Below are 12706 nucleotides of genomic sequence, written 5' to 3'. Positions count from 1 at the left end.
TTCTTACTGCTTGTGAAAAATAGAATGTCTATTTTGCACTGAATTCTTTTACGCCAGCGGATTTATCTGTCCAGTTTGAATATTTCACCTTCACCACGCTATAATTACTCCCCTTAAATAAAGCAGGATCTAATGTGGTGTGCTGATTAGGGTAAATGCTGTTTTTAACCGGTTTGCTCCATTTACATCCATCATCAGTAAGTTGCTGAGGGCATAAACCGATACTGTTAATCTTCAGATGTATATTGCCGGTATTGTTGACCACGCGGCTCACCGGGTCCAGCGTGAAGTCCAGTCGCGGTACAGCAGGCGGGACGGTAACCAATACGCCCCAGATCATGCTGATGCCGAGCTTAGCCGGTTGTTTCTGATCCTTTTTATCGCTGTTATTATTCAGCCCCGGCACACCCTCAAAATAAACACGGTATGCCTCTTCTGTTTGCGGTGGCTGAATATTTATCATACGTATAATTCGGGTGGTGCCGGGAGCAAGTCCAAATTTCTCCGGAGTAACAACAATACCGTTTCCTGATGACTGACTGATTGTCGTTTCATTTTCCTGTGGTGTGGCCGGGTTATTAATTTTCTTCACGGTTGTTTTTACATATTCCGTGGTGGCGGAATTTGTTGTTACGCTAATTTGTGCGCCACCACTTTTTTGCATAGGAACCGAAATCGGATAGACGCTTATTCCTGCAAATGATGATGCTGATAAAATTAATGGGGAGGCCGCTAAAATCATTATTAATGATTTTAATTTATTTGATGGCATTGTCATTTTCTCAATGTTTAATAAGTCGCTATCCTGAAGAAGATTTCGTTAATTCCCTTTGAGTAAATATTAGTCTGAACGCTTTCGATGGGGTGAATAATAGATTCAATGAATGTTCAGGTCAATGGCACGCAAATTAGCTATTTGTGTTATTTGTTTAAGTATAAATGTTCGACAACACAAATATAACATTTGAAAAAACGCTCACCATACTGATTATGAAGGGCTTTTAATCAGTATTTTATGTCAGTTATCGTTAATGTTAAAAAAAAGAGAGGGGATAATTTAAATATGACGCATATCTACATAATGTATTAAGTAAAATAAATAAGAATGCATCTAAGAAAATAACCTTAAAAATCATTCAGATAAAACAACTGTGTTTATCTGTTGTTGTAAGCTGTTTAGGTATTAGAATGATGAAAAAGAAAGGAAAAAGAAAATAAAGGGAAACCAGAGAAATAAAAAACCCCGCTTGCGGCGGGGTTTGAGAGGTTTTATGTCGCGTGGGTTTCTTATAAACCTGCGGCTTCGCGCAACTGAGCGGCTCTGTCGGTTTTTTCCCAAGGGAAATGTTCGCGACCAAAGTGACCGTAGGCTGCGGTTTCTTTATAGATAGGGTGCAGTAAGTCCATCATCTGGATCAAACCGTATGGACGCAGGTCGAAGAACTCGCGCACCAGCAAGGTCAGCTGTTCGTTGGAAACTTTACCGGTACCGAAGGTTTCCACCATGATGGAAGTCGGTTCAGCCACGCCGATTGCGTAAGACACCTGGATTTCACAACGGTCAGCCAGACCGGCAGCCACGATGTTTTTCGCCACATAACGTGCCGCGTAGGCCGCTGAACGGTCAACTTTAGATGGATCTTTACCGGAGAACGCACCGCCACCGTGACGGGCCATACCGCCGTAGGTGTCTACGATGATTTTACGACCGGTCAGACCGCAGTCACCCATTGGGCCACCGATAACGAAACGGCCAGTCGGGTTGATGTGGTATTTGGTACCGGCGTTCAGCCATTCAGCGGGCAACACAGGTTTGATGATTTCTTCCATCACCGCTTCCTGCAGATCTTTCAGCGAGATGTCTTCAGAATGCTGAGTAGATAAAACAACGGCATCGATGCCGACAATTTTACCTTCGTCATACTGGAAAGTGACCTGGCTTTTTGCATCCGGGCGCAACCATGGCAGGGTACCTGATTTGCGTACTTCTGCCTGACGCTGCACCAGACGGTGTGCGTAAGTTACCGGTGCTGGCATCAGCACGTCGGTTTCGTTGGTCGCATAACCAAACATCAGACCCTGGTCGCCTGCACCTTGTTCCAGCGGATCAGTACGGTCAACGCCCTGATTGATATCCGGCGATTGCTTGCCGATAGCGCTCAGCACTGCGCAGGAATTGGCATCGAAACCCATGTCAGAATGGATATAGCCAATTTCGCGAACAGTCTGACGCGTGATTTCTTCAACGTCGACCCATGCGCTGGTGGTGATTTCACCGCCAACCAGGACCATGCCGGTTTTGACATAAGTTTCACATGCAACACGTGCTTTTGGGTCTTGCTCTAAAATTGCGTCCAGGACAGCATCGGAAATCTGGTCAGCAATTTTGTCTGGATGTCCTTCCGAAACGGATTCGGACGTGAAGAGGTGTTTAGCCATTATGTTCTTTACCTTACATACGACGGGTTAGATATCACTGCATAGCACTGGGGTGACGGGCAGATGAGGAGCTGAGCTCGACATTGTCGCAATGCGTCCTGCATGTCCCCATTAGGCAAAGCCTTGAAGCAGTTTGCGCGTTAAACCACCCATGCGTGCGGACGGATTAACATCTGGACGGCTATTTTAGGATAGCAGACGTTCTGAATGCCAGTCATTTTTGTGACAGAGTGGGCGTTATTGTGCGGGTTTGCAGTGATATTCACGGTCTGAAACTAGTTACACCGCATTTTCATTTTGCAATTACAGCGGGTTGCCGGTATAAACGGCGCGCGCTATGCACATTTCTGCAGGCCCTGCAGAAGCAGCGTATTCCAGTAATTACTGTTTTCTCAGCTTGAATGCCCGCGGGTGATGCGTGGCACGTGTGGAGGTGGTTAGGTTAATGACCCACTTTTTACCGCTTGTAACATTTCAACAGCATCCCCTGCAGCCTTCATTGCGTTCTGCAGCACTTCTTTCAGACTTTCATTCAGAAAAGCGTCTGTCTTCTTTGCGATGTTTCAGAAAGCCCGACGACAGACAGGTCAGTCGCCGACATCGGTACGCTACTCAGTAACCTCAGGCCTGCGTGAACATCGCAATCCCGACACAATACTGATGTAGCCTGCAATCTCCCGGGGCATCCATCCCTGATTTCTCCCGACTCGTTACACGGAGTCTAAAAACGTGTTTTACAATGATATGAGTGGAAAACAGTCTCGTGGCTGTGGCTCGCAGGGTTTTATCCTGTCTGAAAGCCAGCCTTGCGGGTTGTTCTCACCTGTTGTTACTGCGATAGTGGCTGGCCATGTTGTCAGTATAGAAAGAGGATTTACCTATGTCTGATGACATCCAGCCCCACCGTCCGTCACATGCGGGCGATACTGTTTCTTTGCGCTCCATGCAGGAGGTTGCCGTGAACGATCGTGATGCCAGCAAAATGCTGCGCACTTACAACGTTGCCTATTGGGGTAACAATTATTATGACGTCAACGAACTGGGCCACATCAGTGTCTGCCCTGATCCTGACGAGCCTTCTGCCCGTGTCGATCTGGCACAACTGGTAAAAGACATGCGTGAGCAGGACGGTCAGCGTCTGCCGGCACTGTTCTGTTTCCCACAAATTTTGCAGCACCGTCTGCGTTCGATTAACGCCGCGTTCAAACGTGCGCGTGAATCGTTCGGCTACGAGGGTGACTACTTCCTGGTTTACCCGATTAAGGTTAACCAGCACCGCCGCGTGATTGAATCGCTGGTGGAATCCGGTGAACCGCTGGGTCTGGAAGCGGGCTCAAAAGCTGAGCTGATGGCCGTTCTGGCGCATGCCGGGATGACCCGTTCCGTTATCGTCTGTAACGGTTACAAAGACCGTGAATACATTCGTCTGGCGCTGATCGGCGAAAAGCTCGGTCACAAGGTGTATCTGGTTATCGAGAAGATGACTGAGATTAAACTGGTGCTGGAAGAAGCTGAGCGTCTCAATGTGATCCCGCGTCTGGGCGTGCGTGCGCGTCTGTCTTCGCAGGGCTCCGGTAAATGGCAGTCCAGCGGCGGCGAGAAATCGAAATTCGGTCTGGCGGCGTCTCAGGTTCTGCAACTGGTCGAAATGCTGCGTGAAGCAGGGCGTCTGGAAAGTCTGCAATTGCTGCACTTCCACCTGGGTTCACAGCTGGCGAATATCCGCGATATTTCCACCGGTGTGCGTGAGTCCGCGCGTTTCTACGTTGAACTGCACAAGCTGGGCGTCAATATTCAGTGCTTCGATGTCGGCGGTGGTTTGGGTGTGGATTACGAAGGCACCCGTTCGCAGTCTGACTGCTCGGTGAACTATGGACTGAATGAATACGCTAACAACGTCATCTGGGGTATCGGCGACGCCTGTAATGAGCATGGCCTGCCGCATCCGACGGTGATCACCGAGTCTGGCCGCGCCGTGACCGCGCACCATACCGTGCTGGTGTCCAACGTGATTGGCGTTGAGCGCAACGAATTCAAAGAGCCGGTTGCCCCGGAAAATGATGCGCCGCGCGCACTGGGCAGCATGTGGGATACCTGGAACGAAATGCACGATCCTGAAAACCGTCGCTCATTGCGTGAATGGCTGCATGACAGTCAGATGGATTTGCACGACGTTCATTCGCAATATGCGCACGGCATTTTGGATCTGACCCAGCGCGCCTGGGCGGAAGACATCTACCTGAATATCTGTAACAAAATTCAGGATCAGCTGGATCCGAGCAACCGCGCACACCGTCCGATCATCGACGAATTGCAGGAACGTATGGCGGACAAACTGTACGTCAACTTCTCGCTGTTCCAGTCTATGCCGGATGCGTGGGGTATCGATCAGTTGTTCCCGGTTCTGCCGCTGGAAGGTCTGGATAAGCCACCGGTAGGCCGTGCGGTACTGCTGGACATTACCTGTGATTCCGACGGTACTATCGATCACTATATCGACGGTGACGGTGTAGCCACGACCATGCCAATGCCGCCGTACGATCCAGAGGATCCGCCGGTGCTGGGCTTCTTTATGGTCGGTGCCTATCAGGAGATTCTCGGCAACATGCACAACCTGTTCGGCGATACCGCAGCGGTAGATGTGTTTGTGTTCCCTGACGGCAGCATTGAAGTGCAGCAGTCCGACGAAGGCGATACCGTGGCGGACATGCTGGAGTACGTACAGCTGGATCCGAATGTGTTGCTGGCCCGTTTCCGCGATCAGGTAAAAGAAACCGATCTGGACGCTGAACTGCAGGCGCAGTTTGTTGAAGAGTTTGAATCCGGTTTATACGGTTATACGTATCTGGAAGAAGATGAATAAGCGTTTATAAATAGTAATAAACGAATCTGCAACGCCCGAGTTTTTTCGGGCGTTTATATTTTTTAAGTGAATGTTATTTATATAATCCATATTAAATGTGAATTAATTCCTCACTAAATTCTCTGCACAACAATAATTTCCCTGCAAATATCCCCCATCAGCACGCTTTAACACTTTTCCCGCCTTTTTATCCCGTATCTTTCGCCGCATTATTTTTCTTTCCTTGTTTGTCTGTTTTATTTGTTGAGTGAATAGTTAAATTGAAATTAATTCATGGTTTTTATAATAATAAGATAATATCGGTGTTTATTTTATTGCCTCTCTTTCTGTCTGCGGGCGGATGCGCGCGGGTACATGACGAAAAAACGGCATTGCCAGTCACTGACATTGCAAAGCTCCGCACACCGGAAATACCGGCGTCTGCCATGCATGAATGGCCGGGTTCAGACTGGTGGCGGGACTATCATAATCCGCAGTTAAATGCGCTGGTAGAACAGGCACTGAAAGACTCGCCCTCGATAGCGGTGGTGCAGCAACGTGTTGAACTGGCGAAAGCCAGGATCAAGATGCAGGAAGCCAGCGGCGGTCCGCAGCTGGATTTCGGTGCGGATGTTGAGCGTCAGAAAATGTCGGCAGAAGGGGTGATGGGGCCGTTTGCGCTGGATGACCCGGCAGCCGGAACGACCGGCCCTTGGTATACCAGCGGAACTTATGGTTTGCAGAGCAGTTATGAGCTTGATTTGTGGGGCAAAAACCGCGCTGTAATTCAGTCTGCTCTGGGGGCTTCACAGGCGAAACAAGCTGAACTGGCCGAGGCGCGCCTGATGGTTTCATCTGCGGTCGTTGAGCTGTTCTGGGATATCCAGACTTACATGGCACTGCATCAGACCCCGCTGGATTTACGTGAGCAGGAAGCCATCATCGCAAAAACTGATCAGCAACTTTATGCACAGGGTGTTCGTTCTTCTGTCGATGACACCAGCACCAAAATCCGCATGGCGAAAATTGACGAAAAAATCGATGTGTCAAAAGGGCGTCTGCAATTGCTGCAAACGTCGCTGCAGGCGATGCTGGGGCTGAAATCGCCAGCGGTTCATCTGAAACCTGTTGCCTTGCCGCCGGTCAGGGAAAGCTTGCCGCCGCGTCTCGGCTACGAGTTGCTGGCGCGCCGTCCGGACTTGCAGGCCGCGCACTGGGTGATTGAATCCTCCCTGAGCGCAGTGGACGCGGCACACGCTGCATTTTATCCCAGCATCAACCTGATGGGATTCCTGCAATACGATGCATTGCATATGAGTGATTTGTTCCGCAGTTCTGCGCAGCAAATGGGCGTTATCGCCGGGCTTACGCTGCCGGTGTTTGACAGCGGCAGGCTGAACGCCAATCTGGATATCGTGCGCACCAGCAGCAATCTGAGCATTGCTTCGTATAATAAGGCGGTAGTTGATGCGGTAACCGACGTGGTGAAAAGTGCCAGTCAGGTACAGACGCTTTCCACCGAAAATGCGCATCAGCAAGCGGTAGTTAAAGGAAGCCAGCATTTGTGGGAACTGACCAGGCAGCGATTTGCTGTGGGGATCCTAAGCGGTGCCGATGTTGCCAAAGCGAAGTTGCCATTATTGCAGGAACAGGCGACGAAAATTCAATTGCAGGGGCAATGGATCAGCGCGGATATTCGCCTGACCCGCGCACTGGGGGGCGGTTACCGAAGCGCAGAAAAGCAAGGGTAAATAAATGGCGCAGCGTGGAGCGTAAACACTGCGCCATAATTCATGATTCAGCTATTTTTATTATTCATAATTAACCACGAAAGTGCCGGTAGCTGAGAAACTTCCCACCGAAATACTTTTGGAATCGCCGACCAGTTGCGCGTTAAACTGTAATTGTTTAGATGAAGGCATATTTAAATCAGCCACTGAGTAAACAGAATTTGTGTCGTTAGGTTTTAACTGGCTGCCAGAACCTGTGGTGATTTTCACCCCCACACCGGTTGCCGCATTTGACGTCACTGAATTACCCAATAACATATTGTTCCCTGGTGCGACAATGTTCGTCGTTACCCGGGTCTTAAACATATTCACATTCGTACAGCCTGAAGCATTAAGGCTGAATTTCATCACGCTGGTAGCACCTGAATTAACTTTTGCTGCACTATAATCCCCCAGCGGGATGGTACCGCCGCCCACATTGCTGACCAGGGAAGTACAGGTTGGCGTTTTCACCGGGAAGGAGAAAGTACTTATATTCAGGTCGATACGAGCGTGGCCACTAACATTCTCACCGATCCTGAATCCACCTATATAGCCTGGGGTAGCCGGTTGGATGGAGGTTACGCCAGCGGGAATACCGGTGAACTGAGGGGTCTGAAAAATCACTATATAGTAATCATACCACTCCCCTCCATCCATCGCATCTTCCTCACCGTTGGTATTCTGTGCCATCTGTACGTTGGAACCTGAAAAATACGGCATAAAAGCTTGAATTGTGCTGGTACTAGTACTTCTTATTTGAACGGAGTAGAGGATCCCCGGGATATTGGTGGCATATAACCCCGCGTCTGGGGAAGCGTTAGCATAATTGCCAGCCTGTGGAACGCTACCGCCGATCCCATATAAAATCTCTCCGTCATTACCTGTGCGGCAATCAGAACGGGCATTCTTGGTTGTGGATGCTTTTTGATTTAAGTCCGTAATCATTTGCGTACTGGTCACGTGTGGTAGCACGGAAACCACCGAGCCGGAAAGGCTTAATGTTGCGGTATAGGGAGCATCCCTGAAATAACATTCTCGTTCCGCATGAGCCGGTTTAACGGCTAAAGACCCCGTTAGCACTAATAAAGCAATAAAAGTGAATGTGCGGATGAAACGAGACGAACGCAAACTCACGGCATTCAAAGATAAATGATTATTCATAGCTCACGCTCACTAATACTTTTGAGGTTACCCGGCCGGCTGAAACAGCACCTGTATTTTGATAACGGGTATAGAAGTGATAGTCCGTTTTTTCTGCCACGGGCGTTGCGGCGTTTATCGGGAAATTCACATCGGAAGAACCGTCCGTTTCCAGCACATTGGTATTGTATTCCTGAGAAAATATCACCAGACCCACGTTATCTGCGCCATCTGCTGCACCGTCTGTTTCGCTGATAAATACCTGTTTAGAGCCTGGTGCGAAGTTGCCTGACTGCGGGGCGAAACTGAAGTGGACATTCTCTATCACATCCGTGCATTCGCTCAGGGTAACACTGAACGGATAACCGCCCAGTTGATCGGTGGGTAATATTGGTGCAGGTGGGGAACCGCGATCATCAAAATAATTGACGCTGACGGTGGGTAAATGAATCGCGCCGCCATTCTGTACGGTTAACTGACAGGTGGTCTCGAGAATATTAGCCTGTATATTCATGTTGAGATCATTTTCCGCGCAGGTGACGAAAGGAAAACCCACGGCTAATACCGTTAACAAGCGTAATAATGTTTTATTCATATTCACCGGGTGATTGATCATATCCCTTCCATTGGCCTTTGCTCAGCCATTTATTGATAGACGATCACAAACGTGATCGGGGCAATAAAGTTCCCTGAGGTGACATTTGATAGCGTACTGCCATCTGCAATCACCATCCGGGCATTCATATTCAGTGTTGTGCCTGCCGTGGTAAGCGCGACTGTTTGCGGTGTGGCTCTGTCGACACAACTGAACTGCGTCCCGCTGTCAGGGGCATTACGCCAGAGTTCTACCGCCGTGGCCGCCGCCGTGCCGCCGTTGTTGGCAAATGATTTTCCGCTGGCTCCGCTACCGGAACAGGTTCCTGCGGTTGGGTTGGCGGTGATCTCAGCAGATTTCACGCCGGAGCACGCGCTGAACACCAGTTTAAAAGGCTGAATTTTACTTTTCTGTTTCAGTTCTGATTTATAGACATCATTAAAGTTAATGGCGGATGTCGGTGTCCCTGATGAATTCTTAATCTGGGCAGCACAAGTCCCGGCTTCAATGGTAGAAGTAAAGGTGGCGGTTAAATTTTCTGTCGGCGTGAGCTCAACCGCGTGCGCTGAAAATGTCATGAGGAATGCAGCCGGCAGCAGTAAAAGATTTTTAGGTTTCACGTTACTTTTCTCCATGCAGATCTTCTATAACCTGTGTTTTTCTACGTTATTCATAGTTAAAGTTAAAAGTGGCAACAGCACTGAAATTACCAGTTGTCCCTTTATTAGCTTGTGTTTCTTGCAGCCTTGAAATCAGGGCGACCTCTTTTGCATTGATCTCTGCGCTGCTCCAGTTCAGCCGCTGACTGTCATTTGTGGAGTTAATGACAAAAGGCTGGTTTGACGCTGAGGCGCGCGCAATAGAAACGCCCAAAAAGGAGGAGGAACCTTCACCTGAAGTCCCGTTGACGAGTAACGTATTGGCATAACTGGATGGCGTACCCCTAATGGTGGTTTTAATCGAGGTTATCCCTGCCGGGCATTCCACAATTTTTATCTTGAAGGTCGCGGTAGCGGCATTATCTCCGGCAATGATTTTATCTAAACTTACCTTTCCGCCGGAGCCAATAGGGATCGTGTTGTTGATGCCATTGCCTGAGCCGCCTTCCAGCTTCATTTCACACGTTGTTTCAAGAATGTTGGCGCTAAAAGTGACATCAACATTTTGTGCGTGAACCGGTGTCATATTCATGCCGATAAATAAAATAGCGCATGGTGATAATAATGTTCTGTATCCCTTTATCATTTTTCCTCCTGTTTATTCTGTTTTTCCAGAAATCAATGTGTCATTTTACACGCGATATTTTTTAACATGACCGTCAGGTTCACTTTTTCCGGGTTTTCTGAAATAGAGTAATTAATCTGACAGGATTGGTCAGACTCACTTCCCCAAACAACATGCAGTATTCCTTTATCGTCGATACCGCGAATGAAAGCCCTTCCTCCTTGCCCCATATTTCCGACGAGGATGTTTTTATCATTAAAGACATCAGCGCCTAAAGGAATAAAACCGTTATCGGAACGCTGTAATTCCATAATAACCGAGCGACCTTCATCAGTTTCGAAATTAACTAATACCACTGAACCACTGCGTGGATAGGTAATAGTGCTGGTGTTAACAATATTAACGTCAGTCTCTAGTGTGCTGATGTCCAGACCGACCGTGTTTTCCTGATAAGGCGAAAGATAAGGGGTGACCGCATACCCGTTACTGTCAATACGACCTTCACCCACACTCATTTTTGTGCCTTTTGCCCCTTTGGCTTTAACCAGCGCGAGTGTGTCAGTGTCGTTGATATTTCCGGGTGCAAAAGTAATACCGCCAGCATGAACCACCATGCCTCCGCTGGAACCAAAGGAAGCCTGCCGTCCTCCGTCATCGGTTAAAGAGGCTGAAAGACTCACAGGACCATACGCGCTGTTATAACTTCCGTATCCACCAATCTGATTCAAATTTTGGGAATCAGCCATTGAAGACGACGTGTTAACACTGTAGTTATAACGGTTATCTTCGCTGTAACCGCCCGCGCTCATGTCCAGTTGCGATGTACCTTTAAAGTCAGTGCTTAAGCCGGTATTCAGATTGGTAAATCCACCAGGACGTTTACCCTGCGCAAACAGGTTTTCTAAAGGAACGCTCAGGCTAATATAAAGGCGGTTATCCTGATCACCATTTTCGTTATATTCACGCTGTAACGAAATGCTGTAATTTGCCCAACGGTAACTATTATTATATCCGACGGAGAACTGAGACGTTTTTTTACTCTGATTCCAGTAAGATTCCCAACTGCCCGTCATATAAAGAGAACCGTAGTTCTGTTCACCATATTCCAGCGGCTGATTGATATTAATTTGTATCTGGTTTTTCATTCTGTCGTAATTTTTGAAAGTTTCTTCTTTATTTACCGGATCCTGACTGAGTTCATCCTGAAGTGAAGCTGCATCGCGCAAGCTCAGATAGTCCTGGGTTGAAAACCGGTAAGCGGCAACATTCAGTGACGTATTGGTTTCGGTCAACAGCTTGTTGTAAGAAATCCGGTAGCTCTGCCCATCAAGGGACTCATTGTTTTCGATATCTGCACGGGAATGCGTAATATCGAAGGCAAATGCGCCGGCTGAAGTGTTCATCGCAACCCCCGTCAGCAGGGCAAGGTAGTCTGATGACATAGCCTCAACACCCGCATAGCCGGTGAAGGTATTATTGATGCCGTAATAGCCTGTCAGCACCGCCACTTCGGGGGAATCGCTGAACGAACTCTCGTTAAGTTTGCCGAAGCCTATGTCCCAGCGGGCATTACCGGGGCGCAGCATTTGCGTGACCGAAGAGAAAGGCATAGAGAAAGTGCGTTTACTGCCATCAGACTCTTCTATGGTCACGTCGAGACTGTTGCCATAGCCAGTAGGATTAATGTCATCAAGCGCAAAAGGTCCTGGGGGAACCGTCACTTCATAAATTACCGCGCCGCTCTGACGGACAGTCACTTTCGCATTACTGTTTGCGGTGCCGCGTATCACTGGCGCATAGCTGTTATCTGAACCCGGCTGCATGCGGGTGTCACTGAATATCCTTAATCCTCTCAGATTGATTGAATCAAAAGCATCACCCTGCGTATACGTATCACCCAAAACGAATTGGGCTTTTAATGCGGTGATATCGTGCTGAATATAAGCATCCTGGCTGGAATAGGACAGGCCATTATCCTGATCCCAGTTAGACGAGCCTCTGGCACGAAAGCGCCAGCCAGCGAGGTTGGCGCCATAATTCAACCCAGCGTAGGCGCTGTCACGGGATTCCCCGTCAGCGGTTGAACGGTAGGCATTCATGTCATAAGACAGCATGAACGCTGGAATGCCTTCTTCCCATAGAGCAGGATTTACATATCCAGAAGGATGTTTGGCAAGATAAATCTGCGGAATGATAATATCCAGCCGTTGTTCCGATGAACTGAATCTGACCTTTGAATCAGGGAGTTTTTCTGTCAAATTTATGCACGTTGTTTCCGCGTCTTCCGGCGAGATATCTGCAGCATCATCTTTATCGATGAGGATATCTAACTGCTCAAGCAATTTTGGGGTGAGACATGGGCTTGCAGTATTCGTCCCGTTATCAACGAAATTAACTTTAGAATTGAGTTTTAACGAACCGTTAATAAAAATACCGACGCTGTAAACGCCCGGCATAACAGGGTTTCCCTTGCTGAAACGGCGGGTGTCGATTTTGTCACTGTTTGAGGTGTTGTAGAGAAACTGACTATCAAACTCAACATTTTCATCATCATCCCCACTGTTAACATTGGTAACCGCCGTTTCCGCCACGGACGAAGTTGACCATATAGCGCTCATGCCTATAGTCAAGGGAAGCAGTAATAACCCCGTTGTGATTTTATTTTTTTTCATAATATTACTGTTTTTAATCAGG

General features: G+C 48.3%; 9 protein-coding genes. 2 read left to right on the top strand and 7 right to left on the bottom strand.

Going from position 1 to position 12706, the window contains the following annotated elements:
* Positions 1 to 28 precede the first annotated feature (28 nt).
* Together ACJY2G_RS06320 and metK are read right to left on the bottom strand one after the other, a co-directional pair.
* A complete protein-coding gene (locus tag ACJY2G_RS06320) occupies positions 29 to 772 on the bottom strand; it encodes a fimbria/pilus periplasmic chaperone (protein ID WP_120160995.1) in 744 nt (247 codons plus the stop codon).
* Between the two features lie 515 nt (positions 773 to 1287).
* Positions 1288 to 2439 (bottom strand): methionine adenosyltransferase, encoded by a 1152-nt coding sequence (metK, locus tag ACJY2G_RS06315; RefSeq protein WP_112288996.1) that lies wholly within the window; start codon positions 2437 to 2439, stop codon positions 1288 to 1290.
* 880 nt (positions 2440 to 3319) lie between these two features.
* Between metK and speA the strand changes: the two genes are divergently transcribed.
* Complete coding sequence (gene speA, locus ACJY2G_RS06310; protein ID WP_430318841.1) at positions 3320 to 5302, top strand: biosynthetic arginine decarboxylase; 1983 nt, start codon at positions 3320 to 3322, stop codon at positions 5300 to 5302.
* Positions 5303 to 5571: 269 nt separating this feature from the next.
* Entirely contained in the window at positions 5572 to 7032 is a 1461-nt protein-coding gene (locus ACJY2G_RS06305; RefSeq protein WP_439291592.1) for an efflux transporter outer membrane subunit, read from the top strand.
* A gap of 60 nt (positions 7033 to 7092) precedes the next feature.
* Here the strand turns inward: ACJY2G_RS06305 and ACJY2G_RS06300 are convergent, their stop codons facing one another.
* The 5 genes from ACJY2G_RS06300 to ACJY2G_RS06280 are packed head-to-tail and all read right to left on the bottom strand — an operon-like array spanning position 7093 to position 12684.
* Positions 7093 to 8214 carry a fimbrial protein gene (locus ACJY2G_RS06300; protein WP_439291551.1) on the bottom strand — a complete coding sequence of 374 codons (1122 nt, stop codon included), beginning with the start codon at positions 8212 to 8214 and terminating at the stop codon, positions 7093 to 7095.
* Entirely contained in the window at positions 8207 to 8809 is a 603-nt protein-coding gene (locus ACJY2G_RS06295; RefSeq protein ID WP_120160989.1) for a fimbrial-like protein, read from the bottom strand. Before ACJY2G_RS06295 ends, ACJY2G_RS06300 begins: the two co-directional genes overlap by 8 nt.
* Positions 8810 to 8838: 29 nt before the next feature.
* Positions 8839 to 9423, bottom strand: a complete 585-nt coding sequence (locus tag ACJY2G_RS06290; RefSeq protein ID WP_439291550.1) for a fimbrial protein — start codon at positions 9421 to 9423, stop codon at positions 8839 to 8841.
* Positions 9424 to 9454: 31 nt separating this feature from the next.
* Positions 9455 to 10033, bottom strand: coding sequence for a fimbrial protein (locus tag ACJY2G_RS06285; RefSeq protein ID WP_430318843.1), 579 nt, complete (start codon positions 10031 to 10033; stop codon positions 9455 to 9457).
* Between the two features lie 32 nt (positions 10034 to 10065).
* A complete protein-coding gene (locus ACJY2G_RS06280; protein ID WP_430318844.1) occupies positions 10066 to 12684 on the bottom strand; it encodes an outer membrane usher protein in 2619 nt (872 codons plus the stop codon).
* Positions 12685 to 12706 lie beyond the last annotated feature (22 nt).

This window comes from Rahnella sp. ATs2 (genome assembly GCF_051851855.1).
Classification (GTDB): Bacteria; Pseudomonadota; Gammaproteobacteria; order Enterobacterales; family Enterobacteriaceae; genus Rahnella; species Rahnella variigena.
Note: the sequence above shows the minus strand (reverse complement) of the source record. Positions and strands in the feature narration are given on the sequence as shown.

Excerpts from the sequence above, each read along its gene's own strand:
- ACJY2G_RS06320 (WP_120160995.1), bottom strand. The coding sequence starts at position 772 with ATGCCATCAAATAAATTAAAATCATTAATAATGATTTTAGCGGCCTCC.
- metK (WP_112288996.1), bottom strand. The coding sequence starts at position 2,439 with ATGGCTAAACACCTCTTCACGTCCGAATCCGTTTCGGAAGGACATCCA.
- speA (WP_430318841.1), top strand. The coding sequence starts at position 3,320 with ATGTCTGATGACATCCAGCCCCACCGTCCGTCACATGCGGGCGATACT.
- ACJY2G_RS06300 (WP_439291551.1), bottom strand. The coding sequence starts at position 8,214 with ATGAATAATCATTTATCTTTGAATGCCGTGAGTTTGCGTTCGTCTCGT.
- ACJY2G_RS06295 (WP_120160989.1), bottom strand. The coding sequence starts at position 8,809 with ATGATCAATCACCCGGTGAATATGAATAAAACATTATTACGCTTGTTA.
- ACJY2G_RS06290 (WP_439291550.1), bottom strand. The coding sequence starts at position 9,423 with ATGGAGAAAAGTAACGTGAAACCTAAAAATCTTTTACTGCTGCCGGCT.
- ACJY2G_RS06285 (WP_430318843.1), bottom strand. The coding sequence starts at position 10,033 with ATGATAAAGGGATACAGAACATTATTATCACCATGCGCTATTTTATTT.
- ACJY2G_RS06280 (WP_430318844.1), bottom strand. The coding sequence starts at position 12,684 with ATGAAAAAAAATAAAATCACAACGGGGTTATTACTGCTTCCCTTGACT.